Annotated in this window: 21 protein-coding genes; 14 read left to right on the top strand and 7 right to left on the bottom strand. The window is 67.0% G+C overall.

The window, feature by feature from the left end:
- Positions 1–71: 71 nt before the first annotated feature.
- The 3 genes from rpmI to C9424_RS15520 all read left to right on the top strand — a co-directional run bounded on the left by rpmI (position 72) and on the right by C9424_RS15520 (position 1,819).
- Entirely contained in the window at positions 72–266 is a 195-nt protein-coding gene (gene rpmI / locus C9424_RS15530; protein ID WP_009358635.1) for a 50S ribosomal protein L35, read from the top strand.
- 120 nt (positions 267–386) lie between these two features.
- On the top strand, positions 387–857 hold the full coding sequence (gene rplT, locus C9424_RS15525) for a 50S ribosomal protein L20 (protein WP_116767806.1): 471 nt from the start codon (positions 387–389) through the stop codon (positions 855–857).
- A gap of 65 nt (positions 858–922) precedes the next feature.
- Positions 923–1,819, top strand: a complete 897-nt coding sequence (locus C9424_RS15520; RefSeq protein ID WP_116767804.1) for a TrmH family RNA methyltransferase — start codon at positions 923–925, stop codon at positions 1,817–1,819.
- A 142-nt stretch (positions 1,820–1,961) separates the two neighbouring features.
- On the opposite strand, the gene C9424_RS15515 is transcribed toward C9424_RS15520, so the two are convergent.
- Positions 1,962–2,231, bottom strand: a complete 270-nt coding sequence (locus C9424_RS15515) for a GlsB/YeaQ/YmgE family stress response membrane protein (RefSeq protein WP_091249893.1) — start codon at positions 2,229–2,231, stop codon at positions 1,962–1,964.
- Between the two features lie 229 nt (positions 2,232–2,460).
- Here C9424_RS15515 and C9424_RS15510 point away from each other — a divergent pair, with 229 nt between their 5' ends.
- Entirely contained in the window at positions 2,461–3,381 is a 921-nt protein-coding gene (locus C9424_RS15510; RefSeq protein ID WP_116767803.1) for a cation diffusion facilitator family transporter, read from the top strand.
- A gap of 157 nt (positions 3,382–3,538) precedes the next feature.
- Here the strand turns inward: C9424_RS15510 and C9424_RS15505 are convergent, their stop codons facing one another.
- Positions 3,539–4,747, bottom strand: coding sequence for an MFS transporter (locus C9424_RS15505; RefSeq protein ID WP_116767801.1), 1,209 nt, complete (start codon positions 4,745–4,747; stop codon positions 3,539–3,541).
- 204 nt (positions 4,748–4,951) lie between these two features.
- Here C9424_RS15505 and C9424_RS15500 point away from each other — a divergent pair, with 204 nt between their 5' ends.
- From C9424_RS15500 to C9424_RS15485, 4 genes are all read left to right on the top strand, one after another.
- Positions 4,952–5,416: a (deoxy)nucleoside triphosphate pyrophosphohydrolase gene (locus C9424_RS15500; RefSeq protein WP_116767799.1), complete on the top strand. Its 465-nt coding sequence runs from the start codon at positions 4,952–4,954 to the stop codon at positions 5,414–5,416.
- Positions 5,417–5,506: 90 nt separating this feature from the next.
- Positions 5,507–6,649 carry a Re/Si-specific NAD(P)(+) transhydrogenase subunit alpha gene (locus tag C9424_RS15495; RefSeq protein ID WP_116767797.1) on the top strand — a complete coding sequence of 381 codons (1,143 nt, stop codon included), beginning with the start codon at positions 5,507–5,509 and terminating at the stop codon, positions 6,647–6,649.
- Complete coding sequence (locus tag C9424_RS15490) at positions 6,649–7,044, top strand: NAD(P) transhydrogenase subunit alpha (RefSeq protein WP_116767795.1); 396 nt, start codon at positions 6,649–6,651, stop codon at positions 7,042–7,044. Before C9424_RS15495 ends, C9424_RS15490 begins: the two co-directional genes overlap by 1 nt.
- The gene (locus C9424_RS15485) at positions 7,041–8,414 is read left to right on the top strand and encodes an NAD(P)(+) transhydrogenase (Re/Si-specific) subunit beta (RefSeq protein ID WP_116767793.1); all 1,374 of its coding nucleotides are present in this window, start codon (positions 7,041–7,043) and stop codon (positions 8,412–8,414) included. Before C9424_RS15490 ends, C9424_RS15485 begins: the two co-directional genes overlap by 4 nt.
- A 20-nt stretch (positions 8,415–8,434) precedes the next feature.
- On the opposite strand, the gene C9424_RS15480 is transcribed toward C9424_RS15485, so the two are convergent.
- Entirely contained in the window at positions 8,435–9,628 is a 1,194-nt protein-coding gene (locus C9424_RS15480) for an Rv2578c family radical SAM protein (RefSeq protein ID WP_202615896.1), read from the bottom strand.
- 78 nt (positions 9,629–9,706) lie between these two features.
- On the opposite strand from C9424_RS15480, the gene C9424_RS15475 reads away from it, so the two are divergent.
- The gene (locus C9424_RS15475) at positions 9,707–10,054 is read left to right on the top strand and encodes a GntR family transcriptional regulator (protein WP_116767847.1); all 348 of its coding nucleotides are present in this window, start codon (positions 9,707–9,709) and stop codon (positions 10,052–10,054) included.
- Positions 10,051–11,133: a DUF1648 domain-containing protein gene (locus C9424_RS15470; RefSeq protein ID WP_116767791.1), complete on the top strand. Its 1,083-nt coding sequence runs from the start codon at positions 10,051–10,053 to the stop codon at positions 11,131–11,133. The genes C9424_RS15475 and C9424_RS15470 overlap by 4 nt, the downstream gene beginning before the upstream one ends.
- A 49-nt stretch (positions 11,134–11,182) precedes the next feature.
- Here C9424_RS15470 and C9424_RS15465 read toward each other — a convergent pair whose 3' ends face one another.
- Complete coding sequence (locus C9424_RS15465; RefSeq protein WP_116767789.1) at positions 11,183–11,485, bottom strand: helix-turn-helix domain-containing protein; 303 nt, start codon at positions 11,483–11,485, stop codon at positions 11,183–11,185.
- Positions 11,486–11,548: 63 nt separating this feature from the next.
- On the opposite strand from C9424_RS15465, the gene map reads away from it, so the two are divergent.
- Positions 11,549–12,331 carry a type I methionyl aminopeptidase gene (gene map, locus C9424_RS15460; protein ID WP_116767787.1) on the top strand — a complete coding sequence of 261 codons (783 nt, stop codon included), beginning with the start codon at positions 11,549–11,551 and terminating at the stop codon, positions 12,329–12,331.
- A gap of 100 nt (positions 12,332–12,431) precedes the next feature.
- Here map and C9424_RS21465 read toward each other — a convergent pair whose 3' ends face one another.
- Positions 12,432–12,581 carry a hypothetical protein gene (locus tag C9424_RS21465; protein WP_161958237.1) on the bottom strand — a complete coding sequence of 50 codons (150 nt, stop codon included), beginning with the start codon at positions 12,579–12,581 and terminating at the stop codon, positions 12,432–12,434.
- A 28-nt stretch (positions 12,582–12,609) separates the two neighbouring features.
- Here C9424_RS21465 and pcp point away from each other — a divergent pair, with 28 nt between their 5' ends.
- Positions 12,610–13,251 carry a pyroglutamyl-peptidase I gene (gene pcp / locus C9424_RS15455; protein WP_116767785.1) on the top strand — a complete coding sequence of 214 codons (642 nt, stop codon included), beginning with the start codon at positions 12,610–12,612 and terminating at the stop codon, positions 13,249–13,251.
- 51 nt (positions 13,252–13,302) lie between these two features.
- Here the strand turns inward: pcp and C9424_RS15450 are convergent, their stop codons facing one another.
- Complete coding sequence (locus tag C9424_RS15450) at positions 13,303–13,941, bottom strand: SIMPL domain-containing protein (RefSeq protein ID WP_116767784.1); 639 nt, start codon at positions 13,939–13,941, stop codon at positions 13,303–13,305.
- Positions 13,942–13,968: 27 nt separating this feature from the next.
- The gene (locus C9424_RS15445) at positions 13,969–14,412 is read right to left on the bottom strand and encodes a hypothetical protein (RefSeq protein WP_116767782.1); all 444 of its coding nucleotides are present in this window, start codon (positions 14,410–14,412) and stop codon (positions 13,969–13,971) included.
- Positions 14,413–14,838: 426 nt separating this feature from the next.
- On the opposite strand from C9424_RS15445, the gene pheS reads away from it, so the two are divergent.
- Together pheS and pheT are read left to right on the top strand one after the other, a co-directional pair.
- Positions 14,839–15,900, top strand: coding sequence for a phenylalanine--tRNA ligase subunit alpha (pheS, locus tag C9424_RS15440; RefSeq protein ID WP_091249929.1), 1,062 nt, complete (start codon positions 14,839–14,841; stop codon positions 15,898–15,900).
- Between the two features lie 2 nt (positions 15,901–15,902).
- The gene (pheT, locus tag C9424_RS15435; RefSeq protein ID WP_116767780.1) at positions 15,903–18,446 is read left to right on the top strand and encodes a phenylalanine--tRNA ligase subunit beta; all 2,544 of its coding nucleotides are present in this window, start codon (positions 15,903–15,905) and stop codon (positions 18,444–18,446) included.
- The last annotated feature ends 12 nt before the right edge of the window (positions 18,447–18,458 follow it).

The raw sequence follows: 18,458 nt of genomic DNA, 5'->3' as shown, positions 1-18,458 counted from the left end.
CGCCGCCCGCAGGGGCGGCTGCACGAAAGAGCTGCAGACTTTTCTGCGGATACGTAAGGAGATCGGTTCCCATGCCGAAGATGAAGACCCACAGCGGTGCTAAGAAGCGCTTCAAGCTGACCGGTAGCGGCAAGCTGCGCCGTCAGCAGGCCAACCGCCGTCACTACCTCGAGCACAAGTCCTCACGGCTGACCCGTCGCCTTGCCGGCGACAAGATCGTCTTCAAGGGCGACGCCAAGGTCATCCGGAAGATGCTCGGCATCTAAGTTCCAAGTTCTCTGATTGCCGGCCACCTGGCGGCAATCAACTACCAAAAAGGCTTCTCAGGCCAGCCGGACTTTTCCGGCAGTAGACGCTTGGGATCAGAATTCTGAAGGAGTACGCACGTGGCACGTGTGAAGAGGGCTGTAAATGCCCACAAGAAGCGCCGGGTTATCCTCGAACGCGCAAAGGGCTACCGCGGACAGCGCTCACGCCTGTACCGCAAGGCCAAAGAGCAGCTGCTGCACTCGTTTGTGTACAGCTACGGCGACCGCAAGAAGAAGAAGGGCGACTTCCGCCGTCTTTGGATCCAGCGCATCAACGCTGCATCCCGCGCCAACGGCCTGACCTACAACCGCCTGATCCAGGGCCTGAAGGCCGCTGAGGTTGAGGTTGACCGCCGCATGCTGGCCGAGCTCGCCGTTTCCGACGCCAACGCCTTCGCCGCGCTGGTCAAGGTCGCCAAGGACGCGCTGCCCGCCGACACGTCAGCTCCGGCTGTCCAGTCTGAGGCCGCTCCGGCTCCGAAGGCCGCCAAGAAGGCTCCCGCGAAGAAGCCTGCTGCCAAGAAGGCCGCCGACGAGGCTGCAAAGTAGTTCCCGCAGCAGTTGAAAAACTGCAGCGTTCAAGAACCGGCTGCGAGAGCAACTAAGGTTCTTATATGAACGAAACCGGGCGCCCGCAAGATCTTCCACTTTCCAACCCCCGAGCTGATCGGGTGAGGAAGGTGGCACAACTTGCCGGGCGCCCGGCCCGTTTAAAGCGTCGCGAGTTCCTGGCGGAGGGGCCGCAGGCGGTCCGGGAGGCCCTCGTCCTACACCAAAAGAGGCTCGCCGCGGGGCAACCCGGCATTGTCTATGAGGTCTACGCGAGCGAGTCCTGCCTGGACCGGCACCCGGATCTGGAGACACTCGCGGAGGGCACCACCGCCTACCTCGCCACCGACGAAGTGCTCGCCGCGATGGCGGACACGGTCACCCCGCAGGGCGTTCTCGCGGTCTGCGGTTTCCTGGACGTTGGCCTCGATGAGGTGCTGGACGCCGGGCCACGGCTGATCGCCGTCCTTTGCCAGGTCCGCGATCCCGGCAACGCCGGAACCGTCCTGCGCGCCGCCGACGCTGCCGGAGCGGACGCGGTGGTCCTGACCGGATCCAGCGTGGACATCTACAACCCCAAAGCGGTGCGTTCGACGGCGGGATCCCTCTTCCACCTGCCGATCGTCCTTGGCGCCGATGCGGCTGACATCGTGGCCCGCTGCAAGGAACGGGGGATCGGCGTCCTCGCCGCCGATGGCTACGGCCAGCTGAACCTGGACCGTCTCCAGGACGAGAATGCGGCCCGCCGGCTGGGCGCGTCCGCCGCGGGATCGGTCTACGCGCTGGAACAGCCCACCGCCTGGCTTTTTGGCAACGAGGCCCAGGGCCTGTCCGAGGACGAAATTGCGCTGGCCGACCACCGGGTGGCCGTGCCGGTCTACGGGCAAGCGGAGAGCCTCAACCTCGGCACCGCGGCCACCGTTTGCCTCTACGCCAGCGCCCGGTCACAGCAGGTGCCCTAAAAACCCGGCTGCCCGAAAAGGCATCCCGGCGCATGCAGGCGCACAAAAAGGCGGGGCCCGCCAAAGGTGGGCTCCGCCGTCGTACTGTTCTGTCTTACTGTTACTAGGGCCTCACTCGAAGCGTGAGGTCAGCCGTACAGAATTATGATGTGGTCTTGTTGCGTCCTGTGATGGCGCCGTAGGCGAGGGCAACCACCAAGCCGCCGACGATGGCCAGGAGCCAGGAACCGAGATTCCAGAATTCCATCTTGCCGCCGCCAAACAGAAGGTCGCCGATCCAGCCACCGACAATGGCTCCGACGACGCCGAGCACGAGGCTGGTAACCCAGCCGCCGCCGACCCTGCCGGGCATGACTGCCTTGACGATTGCACCTACTATGAGTCCGAGAATGATCCAGCCAAGAAAGCCCATGTCTCCTCCTACATATTCGTCGGTATCCAAATTGTGAATCCCGAATATGGCTTCAAGCTAACATAGGCCGGATTACTTGTCAGCAGGGGAGTGCCCAATCGTTACGTGGCGGTATCGGCCCTCCCGCGGTTCGGAGGCCGTCCGGAAACGGGTAGCGTATTCCTTGCGGACGCCGGGTTCTTCCGGCGTCCGGTTACACCCCGGAAGAACCCCGTAAGGAGAAGCTCACGTGGCTGCAAATGGCGGTACCAAGGCGATAATTGCGGCGCTGGCCGCCAACCTGACCATCGCCGTTTTGAAGTTCGTCGCCTATTTTCTGACGCTGTCGTCATCCATGCTGGCCGAAGCCATTCACTCGCTCGCAGACTCCGGCAACCAGTTGCTGCTGCTGGTCGGCGGCAAGCGCGCGGAGCGGGAAGCCAGCCAGGAACACCCCTTTGGCTACGGCCGTGAGCGCTACATCTACGCCTTCATCGTCTCGATTGTGCTGTTCAGCGTCGGCGGTCTCTTTGCGCTCTACGAGGCGTGGGGAAAGATCCAGCACCCGCATGGCATCGAAGGTGACTTCTGGTGGGTGCCGCTGGCTGTGCTGGTGGGCGCGATCATTGCCGAATCCTTCTCGTTCCGGACGGCGATCGCCGAATCCAACCCCCTCCGCGGGAAGCAGAGCTGGGTCAAGTTCATCCGCAACGCCAAGCAGCCGGAACTCCCCGTGATCCTGCTCGAAGATTTCGGCGCCCTCGTGGGCCTCGTCTTCGCGCTCTTCGGCGTAAGCCTGACACTCATCACCGGGAACGGCATCTGGGACGCCCTGGGCACCGCCATGATCGGCCTCCTGCTCGTGGGGATCGCCGTCGTGCTGGCCATGGAAACAAAGTCCCTGCTCCTGGGCGAGTCGGCCACCCGGGACGACGTTGCCAAGATCCGCAGCGCGATCGAAGCTGGCGGCACCGGCATCATTCACCTCAAGACCATGCACCTGGGCCCCGAGGAACTGCTGGTGGCGGCGAAGATCAGCATCGGCCGCACGGACTCCGGCCAGGACATCGCGAAGGCGATTGACGCCGCAGAGGCCCGGATCCGCGAGGCCGTCCCGATCGCCCGGGTCATCTACCTGGAGCCGGATGTGCAGCGGGTCAGTGCGTCCTAACCGGTGGCCGCCGTCGACGGCAGCGCAGTAGAAGGCAGGGCAGTAAAGGCAGCGCCGTAGAAGACAGCGCAGTTAGACGTCAGCAAACAAGAACGGCAGCCCGGTCCAGTACACCGATGGATCGGGCTGCCGTTCTTTGTGGGCGGCGGGGCCGCGGCTACGAGGCCAGCGGCCGCCGGCGTTCCACGGCGCCGCTGATGGCGGCGACCCCGAGGCCCAGGATGGCCAGGACGGCACCCACGAGCGCGGGGGCGACGTAACCCCAGCCCCAGGCGATCACGAGTCCGCCGAGAAAGGCGCCCAAGGCGTTGGCGACGTTGAGCGCCGCATGGTTGAGCGAGGAGGCCAGTGACGGGGCATCAGGCGATGCATCCAGAAGCCTGGTCTGCAAGGCCGGAACCAGCATGGACCCGGCGGCACCGACCACGAACACCATGATCAGCGCCGACCACGCCCAATGGGCCGCAACGGCATAGACCACGAGGGCCACGGCTGTCGCCGGCAGCACCCAGTAGATCGTCCCCATGACGGACTTATCGGCGATCCGGCCGCCAACGATGTTGCCTGCCACCATGCCCACTCCGTACAGCGCCACGACGAGCGGCAGCCACGGCGCCGGGACGCCGGCCACGGATGTCATGGTGTGCGAAATGTAGGTGTAGGTCGCGAAGAAGCCGCCGAAGCCGACGATGCCGACCAGGATGGCGAGCCACACCTGGAGCCGCTTGAGTGCCCCGAGCTCGCGGCGGAAGCTGGCATCGGCGTGCGGCTTCTGGAACGGAACGAACTTCCACAACATGGCGAGCGTGATGATGCCGATCAGGCCGACCAGCAGGAACAGCAGCCTCCACCCGTAGCTCTGGCCCAGCCAGGTAGCGAAGGGAACGCCGATGACGTTGGATACCGTCAGCCCGGCCATGACCATCGAAATGGCCCAGCCCCGCTTGGTCGGCGCCACGAGGGACGCGGCAATCACGGCCGCGACGCCGAAGAAGGCGCCGTGCGGCAGCCCCGCCGCGAACCGTGACACCAGCATGGAGCCGTAGTCAGGGGCGAGGAAGGAACTGAGGTTGGCGATGCTGAAGAAGAGCATGAGCCCCAGGGCCAGATGCTTCCGCGGGAGTTTGGCTCCGACGGCGGCCAGCACGGGCGCACCGACGACGACGCCGAGGGCGTAGGCCGAGATGAGGTGGCCGGCCTCGGGCGTGCTGATGTTCAGGCCCTGCTCAATCTCCTTGAGCAGGCCCATCATGGTGAATTCTGTGGTGCCGATCCCGAACCCGCCCATGGCCAGGGCAATGATGGCGAGGGCAAGGTGACGGGTGCCGGTCTTGGACGACGCCGGAGCTTGTGTGGTGGTTGTCATTCGTCTTTTCGGGTGATTTCCGGGAGATGCCGGGAAGAGTCGGCCAGATAAATATGCTTTATAGAACTGAGAGAGCGTGCCGAATATTCCGCAGGCTGCCCGGCAACGCCTTCACCATTGTCCCTTACCCGTTCCCAGCTGTGACGCCCCCCGCGACGCCGGCCGCCGACGTCGATCCCTGGCGCCCGCCTTAGACTGGGGAGCGTGACTGGACTCATCAACGTCGTCGGCGGCGCAGTAGTGGACTCCCTGGCGGAACCGGGCAAACTCCTTGTGGCGCGGCGCACGGCGCCACCGCAGTTTGCCGGTATGTGGGAGTTCCCGGGCGGAAAAGTGGAGCCGGGCGAAGCAGCCGAAGACGCCCTGCACCGCGAGCTCCGGGAGGAACTCGGTGTGCAGGTCCGGCTCGGAGCCGAGCTGCCCGCGGTGACGGCGGCGGGCTGGCCGCTCAACGAGAAGGCGGCGATGCGGGTCTGGTTCGCCGAACTTGAGGACGGGGAGCCCCGGCCGCTGGAGGACCACGACGAACTGCGCTGGCTTGACCTCCGCAATTCCGAGGACGTCCTGGGCCTGCCGTGGATCCCGGCCGACTTCCCGATCGTCGAAGCGCTCCTGGCCGCCGTCCATGCCGCCAGGCTGCGCGGCGGGGGAGCCGAACTGATCCGCTGACCCGGACACGCCGACCGGCATACGCCCGGCCGCCTCTCGCCAAACGGTCAGGCATGTGCCTACTCTGAACGCAATCGAGAGGAGCAGCCCGTGCAGGTCGGTGTCGGACGAGAACAGCGCGCCGGAGAACGCCGGGTTGCGGCCACGCCGGAAACGGTGCAGCAGCTGACGGCCCTTGGGCTCACACTTGTGGTGGAGAGCGGCGCAGGAACCGAGGCGGGGTTCGCGGACGCAGCGTTCAAAGAGGCCGGCGCCACGGTGATCTCGGAGCTCCCGCTCGCGGCCCTGGACGTCCTGCTGCATGTTCGTCCGCTCGCGCCGGAAACTGCCGCCCGGCTGCGGCCCGGTGCCATCACTGTCGGCCTGGCGTCGCCAGCCTCCGAGTTGCCGACCGTCCGGGCGCTCGCCGCCGCCGGGATCACCTCGTTCGCCCTGGAGCTGCTTCCGAGGATCTCCCGGGCCCAGTCGATGGACGCACTCACTTCGCAGTCCCTTGTCACCGGGTACCGCGCCGTGCTGGAAGCCGCCGTGCGGTATCCGCGGTTCTTCCCGCTCTACATGACGGCCGCCGGTACCATCCCCCCGGCGAGGGTACTGGTCCTGGGAGCCGGTGTCGCCGGCCTGCAGGCCATCGGCACCGCGAAGCGGCTGGGCGCCCGCGTTTCGGCCAACGACATCCGCGCCGCCTCCGCCGACGAGGTCGCCTCGATGGGCGGCACGTTCATCAATCTGGACCTCGACGCGGCGGCGGAAGGAACCGGTGGCTACGCCCGCGCCCTCGGCGAGGACCGGGCGCAACGCCAGCGCAGCCTGCTGGCCCCGCACGTCGCGGCCACGGACATCCTGATCACGACGGCGGCCATCCCGGGCCGGGCCGCTCCCTTGCTGGTAACCACCGACATGGTGACCGGCATGCGGGCAGGGTCCGTCGTCGTCGACCTCGCCGCGGAGTCCGGCGGCAATGTGGAAGGCGTGATCGCCGGCCAGGACATCCAGGTGCCGGTTGAGGGCGGATCTGTCACACTCGTGGGCCTGCAGGACGCCGCGTCCGCCATGCCGTCGGACGCGTCCCGGCTCTTCGCCCGGAACGTCAGCAACTTCCTCGCCCTCATGACCGACGGCGGCACCGTTGCCCCGGACTTCGACGACGACGTGGTCGCCGGAACATGCCTGACCCACGGCGGCGCCGTACGGCATTCCGCCACCGCCGCAGCCCTGGGAGAGGAGGCCTGATGGGCCCCGTTGCGCTGCTGACAGTCGTGGTGCTTGCCGTATTCGTCGGCTTCGAAGTCGTCTCCAAGGTGACCAGCAAGCTGCATACACCGCTCATGTCCGGCGCCAATGCCATCCACGGGATCATCCTCGTCGGCGCCATCATCGTTGCCGGACAAGCCGGCGACCCCTGGGTGCTCGGCATCGCGCTCCTGGCAGTGGTCCTGGCGACCGTGAACCTGGTGGGTGGTTTTGTGGTCACGGACCGGATGCTGGAGATGTTCAGCGTGCACAAGCCCCAGCACAAATCGGCGCAGAAGCCCTCAGGAACCGGTACCGCCAAAGCCGGCGGAACGGCGGCCGAAGGACACACCGGTGACGGCTCCTCCGGCGGCGTCGCAGGGGAGGCGAGATGAGCCTCCTGACCCCGGAATGGACGGCCCTGCTGTATCTGGTGGCTGCCGTCTGCTTCATCCTGGCGCTAAAGGGCCTGAGCTCGCCAAAAACTGCCCGCCGCGGCAACGCCATCGGGGCGGCCGGGGCGCTCGTGGCGGTCATCACGGTGTTCTTCTCTGCCCGGCTGGAGAATATTCCGCTCATCCTGGCCGCCATCGCCGTCGGCTCCGCGATAGCCGTCCCCGTGGCCCGGCGGGTGCAGATGACGCAGATGCCCCAACTGGTGGCACTGTTCAACGGCGTCGGCGGCGGCGCCGCAGCGCTGGTCGCCGCACTCGAACTGAGCCACAGCGAGGATCCGTGGGTGCGCCTGGCGGTCGTCTTCACCATGCTCGTGGGCGCGGTGTCCTTCGCGGGCTCCGCGGTGACCGTGGGCAAGCTGCAGGAACTCATCAGCACCCGTCCGCTGCTGTTTCCCGGGATGCCCTGGGTGATGGGGGCAGTCATGCTCGGGGCGGTCGTCTCAGGGGCGCTGGTCGTCCTGAGCGGGTCCGTCGGCTGGTCGCTGGCGCTGCTGGGCCTGGGGCTCGCGGCAGGTCTGCTGCTCGTGTTGCCGGTGGGCGGGGCGGATGTGCCGATCGTGATCTCGCTGCTGAATGCCTTCACGGGCCTGGCGGTGGCCGCGTCGGGCGTCGTCCTGGGCAACGTCCTGCTGCTCGTCGCCGGAACTCTGGTCGGCGCGAGCGGCACCATCCTGACCAAGGTCATGGCCTCTGCCATGGGGCGCGGAGTCACCGGAATCATGTTCGGCGCCTTCAAGGGCGGCTCGACGGCGGGTTCCACCGCCGTGAGTGACCGGCCCGTACGCTCGTCCTCCCCGGAAGACGTCGCCGTCCAGCTCGGCTATGCCCAGCGCGTGGTGATCGTTCCCGGGTACGGGCTCGCCGTGGCACAAGGCCAGCACACCGTGGCGGAGCTCGCCACAGCTTTGGCCGACCGCGGCATTGATGTGGTGTTCGCCATACATCCCGTGGCGGGACGCATGCCGGGCCACATGAACGTGCTCCTGGCCGAGGCCGATGTGCCGTATGAGTCCCTGCGGGAGCTGGCGGAAATAAATCCCGAGTTCGCCAACACGGACATCGTGCTGGTGGTCGGCGCCAACGACGTCGTCAACCCGGCGGCCAAGTCTTCACCTGGTTCGCCGATCTACGGGATGCCGATCCTGGACGTGGTGCAGGCCCAGCAGGTGGTCTTCCTGAAGCGGTCGATGCGTCCGGGCTTCGCGGGCATCGAAAACGATCTCCTGCACGACCCCAAAACCACGCTCCTGTTCGGGGATGCCAAGGATTCGCTGTCCAAGGTGCTCGGTGCGGTCAAGGCGCTCTGAGGTCAGGGAGCTGGCGCGTTTCAGAACAACGTCGGCTGCGCTGCCTGGTGGCCGGCATGCACCGTGCCGGGGTGCCGGTTAGTGGCGTACCGGGATGTGTCCGGGATGCTTCCAGCCGGGTACTGGGCTTCCTCTTCCCGGGCATCATCGCTGAGATCCGCGTTGCCGCTGAGGTCCCTGTGGCTGAAGCCCTGCGAACCGGAAAAGCCGTGCAGGTCCTTGAAATAGCGGATGCGACCGGCCAGCCACGCCCGGTATTCCTTTGAGGCATAGGACCCGCTGCCGTACAACCGGCGGTACTTGCCCGCCAGGTGCGGATGTTCGCGGGCAATCCACTGCATGAACCACTCACGCGTCCCCGGCTTCAGGTACAGCGCGCCGGCTGTGACCCCCGTGGCGCCGGCCGCTGCCAGGGCCCCGAAGAGGGAGTTGAGGGCGTCGTCACCGTCGGAAAGCCACGGCAGGATCGGCATGGCCATGACGCCGCAGGGCAGGCCTGCTTCCCTGAGCCGGGAAATGAGCTTCAGCCGTGCCCGCGGACCCGGTGTACCGGGCTCCACGGCCTCGGACAGGTGCTCGTTGGTCATGGCCAGCGAGATGCCCACCCCGACCGGCACCTGGGCCGCGGCATGCTTCAGCAGCGGGATGTCCCTGGCCAGGAGCGTGCCTTTAGTGAGGATGGACAGGGGCGTGCCGGAGTCGGCGAGGGCGCCAATGATGCCGGGCATGAGCTGGTAGCGGCCCTCGGCGCGCTGATAGGGGTCCGTGTTGGTGCCGAGGGCCACGTGCTCGTGCCGCCAGGAGGGCCTGGCCAGTTCCCTGCGCAGGACCTCGGCAGCATTGATCTTGACCACCACCTGGCTGTCAAAGTCCAGGCCGGCGTCGAAGTCCAGGTACGTGTGGCTCTTGCGGGCAAAGCAGTAGACGCAGGCATGGCTGCAGCCGCGGTACGGGTTGATGGTCCAGTCGAACGGCATCCGAGAACCCGCGACCACCTTGTTGAGCACCGATTTGGCGGTGACCTCATGGAAAGTGATCCCGGCAAACTCCGGGGTGGAGACGGACCGAACCAGTCCGGCCAGGGGCAGCAGGGCATCGGGGGACGGGGGAGTGGCGGACCCGATATTGGCGGATTCCGACGAGGTGGACGGGCCTCCCGTAGACGCGTCGCTTCCGGAGCTGCCGCGCTTCAGTGATTGTGCATCCCATCTCATGCCACCATTCGAATATATGTTCGACTTAATGTCAAGGATGCCGTCGAACCATGCGGATGAGATTCGGCAGTGCATCGAATGCTTCGGGACCGGATCGTGGAGGCGATCGCCGAGGGTGTGCTGACCGTGGGCAGCTCGTTGGCGGCCACCAGGACGCTCGCTGCGGACTTCGGGATCAACTTTCACACCGTGAACAAGGCGTACGACCTCCTGCGCCAGCAGGGCGTGATTCGGCTCAACCGCAAGTCCGGGGCGGTGGTGACTTCCACGGCCGCGGCCCCGCCGTTCTCCGCCGAGTGGACCGTGAGGGCACGGACCCTCCTGGCGGAGGCCGTGGCCAGAGGACTGCCACCCGACGAGGTTCTCGAGATCTGTCGATCCGTACTCGATTCATTCGGCGCCACACAGCCCGAGGACATGCCATGACCGTTGCCATCGCCCTGAGTTCCATGTTGTCAGCACTGGTGCTCACGCTTGCCCTCGTGCTGCCCTCGATCACCGGCCCGACTGTCCCCTTCGGAGTCCGGGTGCCAGCCCGGCGTGCCGGAGACCCGACGGTGGTCAGGCAGACCCGTATCTACCGATGGCGGGTACTCGTCGGTGGACTCGTTGCCGCCGTGGTCGGCGGCGCCATCTACGGCGTGACCGGTGAAACGGTATTGCTGCCGCTGTCGGTCGTGGTGCTCCTCGGCGTTTTTTACGGCTGCTTCTTCCTGGCCAACCATGAGATCCGGGCCGCCAAGGCCGCCGGAGGCTGGTATGAGGGCCTGCATCAAGGCATTGCGGTGGACACCGGACTGCGGACAGATCCGCCGCGGTTTCCCTGGCTCTGGCTGGCCCCTGCAGTGATCGTCACGGTCACCACGGTGGTGATCGGTGTGGTCAGTTACCCGTCGATGCCCGAGATGCTCGCGGTCCACTATGGCGCGAACGGCGCGCCTAACCGGGTGGCCGCCAAATCGGTCGGCACCGCCTTCTCTCTGGTGTTCGTGCAGATCGGCGTGACCGCGCTGCTGGCGGGTATCGCGGCGGCCATCTTCCACAGCCGGCCCGACCTCGACCCGGCGCACCCGGTAGGCTCCGCGCGCTGGTATCGCCAGTACATGTCCCTGGGCTCCAAGGCGCTGCTCGGGCTGGCCGCGATGATCGACGTGGGGATGCTGGGATCATCGCTGCTGAGGTGGACCGGGACGGTCACGCGGTGGGCGCCGCTGATGGTCGTGCTTCCGGTCCTGGCCGCCGTCGTGGTTGCCATCATGGTCCTGGCGGGAAACAACCGTGAGCGGGATGAGGGCGAGAAGGACACCGGGCTGACCCACCGCGACGACGACAAGTACTGGCGCGGTGGCCTGTTCTATGTCAACCGCGACGACCACGCGCTGATGGTTCCGCGCCGGTTCGGTCTGGGATGGACGCTCAACTTCGGCAATCCCAAGTCCGCGATGTTTCTGGCCGGCGTGGTCGTACTGATCGGGCTGCTGATCACCCTCCGTCTTGGCGGCTGACCCCAGGCGCTTCTCCTGGAAGCCTCCAACGCAGCTGCGGGATTGAGACTTACGAGGCCAGCCGCTCGCGTGCGTTGTGATCGGAGCTGATCGGCTCAGCGCCACGTTTGGGCTGGTTAACCTCGGCCCACACAGCATCGAGGGAAAGTCCCAGGACCTCGGCGATCGCAGCGATAGTCGGGAAGGCGGGGGTCGCGACACGGCCCGTCTCGATCTTCCGGAGGGTCTCCGGTGAGACGCGTGCATCGAGCGCGACGTCGAGCATCGAGCGCCCTCCCCTGGCGCGACGCAACAGGGCGCCGAGGCGCTGTCCGCGCTCGACCTCTTCGAATGTAAGCGGCAACCTGACCATGGCTCCGATTATACCGGGATAATATGGCCGGTATAGTTATTGGATGCGTGAGAAAGGCGCCGCATGACCGAGATCCTGAACCCCGCCGAACTGGCCCGAGCAAAAGAAACAGGCGCCCTTGTCGCCGACATCCTGCAGACGCTGAAGAGCCGAAGCACAGTCGGCGCGAACCTCCTGGACCTCGACCGGTGGGCCCGGAGCATGATCGTCGACGCTGGAGCGCAGTCCTGTTACGTCGACTACGAGCCATCCTTCGGGCGCGGGCCGTTCGGACACTACATCTGCACGGCCGTCAACGACGCCGTGCTCCACGGGCTCCCGTACGACTACGCGCTCGCCGACGGCGACCTGCTGACACTCGACCTCGCCGTCTCCAAACGAGGAGTCGCTGCGGACTCTGCCATCAGCTTCATCGTGGGCGACTCAAGGCCCCCGGAGAGCGTCGCAATGATCAGCGCGACCGAGCGCGCATTGAACGCAGGGATAGCCGCTGCCCGACCCGGGGCTCGCATCGGCGACATCTCCCATGCCATCGGCTCGGTCCTCAGCGAGGCGGGATACCCGATCAACACCGAGTTTGGCGGTCATGGCATCGGATCGACGATGCACCAGGACCCGCACGTTCCTAACACCGGACGGCCGGGCCGCGGATACAAACTGCGCCCCGGTTTGCTGCTCGCACTCGAGCCGTGGGTCATGGCCGACACCGCTGAACTCACCACCGACGCCGACGGGTGGACGCTCCGAAGTGCGACAGGCTGCCGGACAGCACACAGTGAGCATACGATCGCCATCACCAGCGACGGAGCCGAAATACTCACCTTGCCGACGCAGGCGCACCCGTGAGATCGGAGCCAGACCTGCCCCGTGTGCTGCATCTGATGCAGGATCCGCTGTACGGAGACTGTCCAACAGGCCGAGCCTGGATTACGCGACGAAGGACTGCTTAGGCTGCCGGCTGGATCATGTCGTGTTCCCCCGGATCCCGGGGTGCCTCACTGGAAGGTACGACGCCGGCCATGCCGCCTTTCGCCGCGACAAGCGCCGCCGAGCGCAGTGTGGGGGCGATCTGCCGGAGCGAATCGTTGGGCCGCATCGTGGTGGCGCGTTGTTAGGCTGGGGCGATGATTCTCCTGACCGGATTCGAGCCCTTCGGTGGCGAAACAACCAACCCGTCCTGGGCCGCGGCCCGTTCGGCGGCGCGGTTGCTCCGGTCGGAAGGACTCGACGTCCGGGCCGTGGAACTTCCCTGCGTCTTCGGGACATCGGCGACGGTGCTGGAGGAGGCTCTGGAGCGCTTCCGGCCGGAACTCGTGCTGTGCACCGGCCAGGCCGGCGGCAGGGCACGTATCTCCCTGGAGCGCGTGGCCATCAACTGTGACGACGCCCGGATCCCGGACAACGCCGGCAACCGGCCCGTGGACGAACCCGTGGTCAGCGGCGGACCGGCAGCCTACTTCACGTCCCTGCCGGTCAAGGCGGCGCTCGCGGCCCTGGCCGCAGAACAGATCCCGGCGGAAGTGTCGCAAAGCGCGGGGACCTATGTGTGCAACCACACCTTCTATGCGCTCATGCACGCACTGAGGCTGCGGCCGGGCACCAGGGGAGGCTTCGTCCACGTCCCCTACGAGGACAGCCAACTTCCGGCCGGGAACAGCACGCCGTCGCTGCCGGCGCACCAGATGGCGGCGGCGCTCGCCGTCGTCGTCCGCACCGCGCTCGCGACGACGACGGATCTCAAGATCGCTGCCGGCGCAACGCACTAGCGGGCCGAGCGCCAGGCAGGCCGCCAGCGGCTCAAGCGTCGACAGGATGACTCAGTCGAGCAGTTCCCAGACGACGCCGACCGTGGCGGTGACGCTCGACTCACCGGCCTCAACGGTGAGAGCTTCCGCCGCCACCGCGCGCTGCATCTTCGCGACCGGGACCGGCGGCTGGAACCCGGTGTGCTGGGTGAGGGAAAGAACCCTGCCCAGGCCTGTCCCGGAGAGGTCGGCGTAGTGCGCGGCTGTGGTGCGGGCATCCTGCCAGGCAGCCTCCCGCGCCCGGACCTCGACGCCGGCGGAATCCGCGAAGCCGAGCGTCAGGCCGTTCAGCCGGACGTCGTCTCCGCCGGCGGCAACGGCCGCGGCGATGACCTCCGAGGATGCGGACAGCGTTCGGATCCTGATGGTGAGCGTGCTTGAGGCCAGATAGCCGGTGACGGTCTGTCCGCGGCCCTCCTGCCAGTTCACTTCGGCGCGGACGTTCAGCCCGGAGGTGGACATGTCGGGGCCGTCCACCCCGTGCTGCCGGAGCGCCGACGTGATGGCGGCCGAGCGTGTTCCGGCGTCGCCGTAGGCCTCGGCCACAGTAGCCCGGCGGCATTCGACGCCAACTGACAACGTCAGGAGGTCAGGCACCGCCTCCGCGCTGCCGGTTCCGGTGACCGAAATGCTTCTGGGGTTGTGTGTCATGTCAGGCCTCGTATCGCTCGGGGGCAGTCACGCCCGTGTGCGGTTTGTTCGCGGATCGGTCGCCGGGGCGCTCGCGCGGGGATAGCCGCCTGCTTCCAGCCCGGCGTGGCGCTCGAAGAAGTTCGCGCTGCCCGGGTTGCCCGTCCGCCAGAGCGACCAGCCCGCGGCGATGAAGTACAGGGGAAGGAAGGGAAGCCCCAGGCACCAGGCGTACTGGGTGCTGTGGCGCTCCTCGTGTCCGAGCAGTGCCGGATTGGCGCGGGCGGCTTCCGGGCCGGCACGGAAGAGGATCACGTTGCCCACCGTGAAGGCCCCGGCAAAGGGCAGCCGCCAGCGGTAGTGGCTCGCGATCAGCAGCCCACGCGGACCCCTGCCGACGTTCGTCCCGGCACAGACCGCCAGCGCCAGCCCCAGGAGGGTGGTGCCATTGAGCATGTTGGCGATCTGCCGCAGCCGTTGACCGGACGTCATGAGGCCATGGTAGCCGGGGACATGTCCACGGGTCAGGGGAGCGGGGGGACATGTCCGGTGGTCAGGCAAGCCCGACCCCGGGGGCGCGCCGGGGACCTTAGGAGAGCCGCCGTGATGTGTCACGTCACGCGGCCGTTGCCGTGCGGCCGACGGCCGTCTACTAGACTGGAGGAAGTGCCCGCCGGAGGGATCTCGGCTGGCCAGCACTATGAATTCAGCACAATGAATCCAGCACAATGAATCCAGCGCAGCGAACTGGGACAGCGAACCGTGATCAGGAACCGTGATCAAGAATTGTGATCGGGAACCGTGACCGGGAACTGTGACAATGAACTGTGACAATAAGCCTTGCCGACAACCCGCGTCCGTGCCCTGTGCCCGGCCGTGCGCCGTTGGCATGATCCGACTCGTAGCTAAGAACAGTAGATGACTGAAACTTTGCCGGGCGCCGCCGTCCCGAATCCTCTGGATGAAGCCGCCATTACCGCTGCCGTAGACCAAGCCGTTGCCGCCATCGCCGCTGCCGCGACCCTCGATGAACTCAAGGCCGTGCGCCTCGCGCACACGGGTGAGAAGTCCGCGCTGAGCCTCGCCAACCGCGAGATCGGCGCGTTGCCCAAGGACCAGAAGGCCGCCGCCGGCAAACTCATGGGAGCCTCCCGCGGACGCGTCAACAAGGCGCTCGCGGACCGTACGGCCGAGCTCGAAGCCGAGAATGACGCGCGGATCCTCGTCGAAGAGACCGTCGACGTCACGGCGGCGCCCCGCCGGCGCCGGGCCGGTGCACGCCACCCGCTTTCCACGCTGCAGGACCGCGTCGCGGACATCTTCGTTGGCATGGGCTGGGAGATCGCCGAGGGGCCCGAGGTCGAGTCCGAATGGTTCAACTTCGATGCCCTGAACTTCAAGCCGGACCACCCCGCCCGCGACATGCAGGACACGTTCTTCGTCGAGCCGCCCGAGGCGCACCTGCTCATGCGCACTCACACCTCACCGGTGCAGGTCCGCTCCATGCTGGAACGCGAACTGCCCATCTACGTGCTGTGCCCGGGCAAAGTGTTCCGCACGGATGAACTCGACGCGACGCACACCCCTGTCTTCCACCAGTTCGAAGGCCTGGCCATCGACAAGAAGCTGAGCATGGCCGACCTCCGCGGCACCCTGGAGCACTTCGCACGGCAGATGTTCGGCGGGGAAGCACAGATTCGGCTGCGCCCGAACTACTTCCCGTTCACCGAGCCCTCCGCCGAGCTGGACATCTGGCACCCGGGCGCCAAGGGCGGCCCCAGCTGGATCGAGTGGGGCGGCTGCGGCATGGTCAACCCGAACGTCCTGCGCGCCGCCGGCATCGATCCGGACGTATATTCAGGTTTTGCCTTCGGTATGGGCATCGAGCGCACCCTCATGTTCCGCAATGAGGTTGGCGACATGCGCGACATGATTGAAGGCGACGTACGTTTCAGCGAGCACTTCGGGATGGAGATCTAACAGTGCGTATCCCACTTTCCTGGTTGCGCGAATTCGCGCAGGTACCGGCCGAAGCAACGGCCGAAGACGTCATGGCCGAGCTCGTCAAGGTCGGACTCGAAGAAGAAGCGGTCCACCGTCCCACGGACACCATCCAGGGTCCGATCGTGGTGGGCCAGGTGCTCAGCATCGTCAAGGAACCCCAGACCAACGGCAAGACCATCAACTGGTGCCAGGTCCGGGTTGTCCCCGAAGGCCAGCAGCAGACCCTGACCGGTGAGGGCATCGACCCCTCCGGTGTGCAGGGCATCATCTGCGGCGCCCACAACTTCGTCGAAGGCGACAAGGTGGTTGTCACCCTCCCCGGTGCCGTACTGCCCGGCGACTTCCACATCTCCGCACGCAAGACTTACGGACACCTCTCCGCCGGCATGATCGCGTCCGTGCGTGAACTCGGCATCGGCGAGGACCACGACGGCATCCTGGTCCTGTCCCGGATCGGCCTCGACCCCGAACTGGGCACCGACGCCATGGAACTCCTGGGCCTCTATGACCAGGCCGCCGAAATCAACGTCACCCCGGACCGCAGCTACTGCTTCTCCATCCGCGGAGTGGCCCGTGAATACGCGCATGCCACCGGCACCGAGTTCACCGACCCGGCATCCAAGGTCCACGCCCCGCAGGTGCTGTCCGGCGGCTACGGCGTCAAGCTCAACGACGACGCCCCGATCTACGGCAAGCCCGGCTGCGACCGCTTCGTGGCCCGCACCGTGCGCGGCGTGGACGCCACCCGGCCCACCCCGCCGTGGATGACGTCCCGCCTCCGGCTCGCCGGCATCCGGTCCATCTCCCTGCCGGTGGATATCTCCAATTACGTCATGCTCGAGCTCGGGCAGCCGAACCACTGCTATGACCTGGACAAGCTGTCCGGCGACATCGTGGTCCGGAGGGCCGCGGCAGGGGAGAAGATCACCACCCTGGATGACAAGGAGCGCACGCTCGACGCCGAGGACCTGCTCATCACGGACGCCTCCGGGCCCATCGGGATCGCCGGCGTCATGGGCGGTGCCCACACCGAGGTATCGGACTCCACCACCAACGTCCTGGTCGAGGCCGCGCACTTCGACGAAGTCTCGATCGCGCGCTCGCGCCGCCGCCACAAGCTCCCATCCGAGGCGTCCAAGCGCTTCGAACGCGGCGTGGACTGGCAGGTTGCCGACGTCGCCGCCCAGCGCGTGGTGGACCTGCTGGTCGAACTCGCCGGCGGCACCGCCGACGAGGCGGGGACCGACGTCGGCACTGCACCGGACGCCGTCACCATCGAACTGCCGGCAGGCTACGCTGCCGCCCGGATCGGGATCGACTTCACCGAGGACCACATCGTGACCTCGCTCGAGGACCTCGGCGCCGTCGTCGAAACGAGCGCCGCCGGCCATACGGTGACCGCCCCGAGCTGGCGCAACGACCTCGAAACCAAAGACGACCTCACCGAGGAAATCGCCCGGCTGGTCGGCTACGACAAGATCCCGGCAACCCTGCCGGTGGCGCCGCCGGGCCGTGGCCTGACCCGTGTCCAGCAGCAGCGTCGACGCCTGATCCAGGCCCTCGCCGACGCCGGACTTACCGAAGTGCTGGCCTACCCGTTCGTGTCCAAGGCCGCCAACGACACCTTCGGCGTTCCTGCCGAGGGTGCGGCGCGCATGGCCCTCAAACTGGCGAACCCGATCAGCGAGGAGCACGGCTTCCTGCGGACCTCCATCCTGCCGGGCCTGATCGAGGTGGCCAAGCGCAACCACTCCCGTGGTTTCCGCGACCTCGCCCTCTTCGAGGCCGGGCTCGTGTTCCTGCCCGGCGAGCAGTTGGGCACCGCCTCGATTCCGCCGCTCGGCGTCAAACCCGGCGACGAGGTGCTGGATGCCCTGTACGACGGCGTCCCGGACCAGCCGCTGCACCTCGCCGCGGTTCTCACGGGGCACGACTCGCCCGCAGCCCCGGGCCACGCCCCGCGGGCGTGGGACTGGGCCGACGCCCTGGATATCGCCCGCGTCGCCGGCGACGTGCTCGGCGTCGACCTCGTGGTCACTCAGGGCCGGCACCAGGCCTTCCACCCGGGCCGGGCCGCGCAGATTGCCCTGCGCACCGGCGAGGTGGTGGGCTATGCCGGGGAGCTGCACCCGAAGCTGCTGGCAGCCTACGACATGCCGGCCCGCTCCGTGGCGCTGGAACTGAACGCCGACGCCCTGTTCGAGGCCGCCGCCGACGTGATCGTGGCCCGGCACATCTCGACGTACCCGGTGGCGACCCAGGATGTGGCCCTCGTGGTCCCGCAGGACGTCCCGGCCGGAGAGGTGCTTACGGCCCTGCGTGAAGGCGCCGGCGAACTGCTCGAGGACGTCGCACTGTTCGACGTCTACGCGGGCAAGGGCATCGAGGACGGCAAGAAGTCGCTCGCGTTCAGCCTGCGCTTCCGCGCCGACGACCGTACCCTGACGGCGGACGAGGCATCGGCGGCCCGTGAGGGTGCCGTCGCCGCTGCCCACGAACGCTTCGGGGCTGTGCAGCGCTAACTGCGGCGCTGA

The sequence above is a fragment of the Arthrobacter sp. H-02-3 genome (assembly GCF_003097355.1).
In the GTDB taxonomy this organism is placed as follows: domain Bacteria; phylum Actinomycetota; class Actinomycetes; order Actinomycetales; family Micrococcaceae; genus Arthrobacter; species Arthrobacter humicola.
This window is presented reverse-complemented; position numbering and strand designations above follow the sequence as displayed.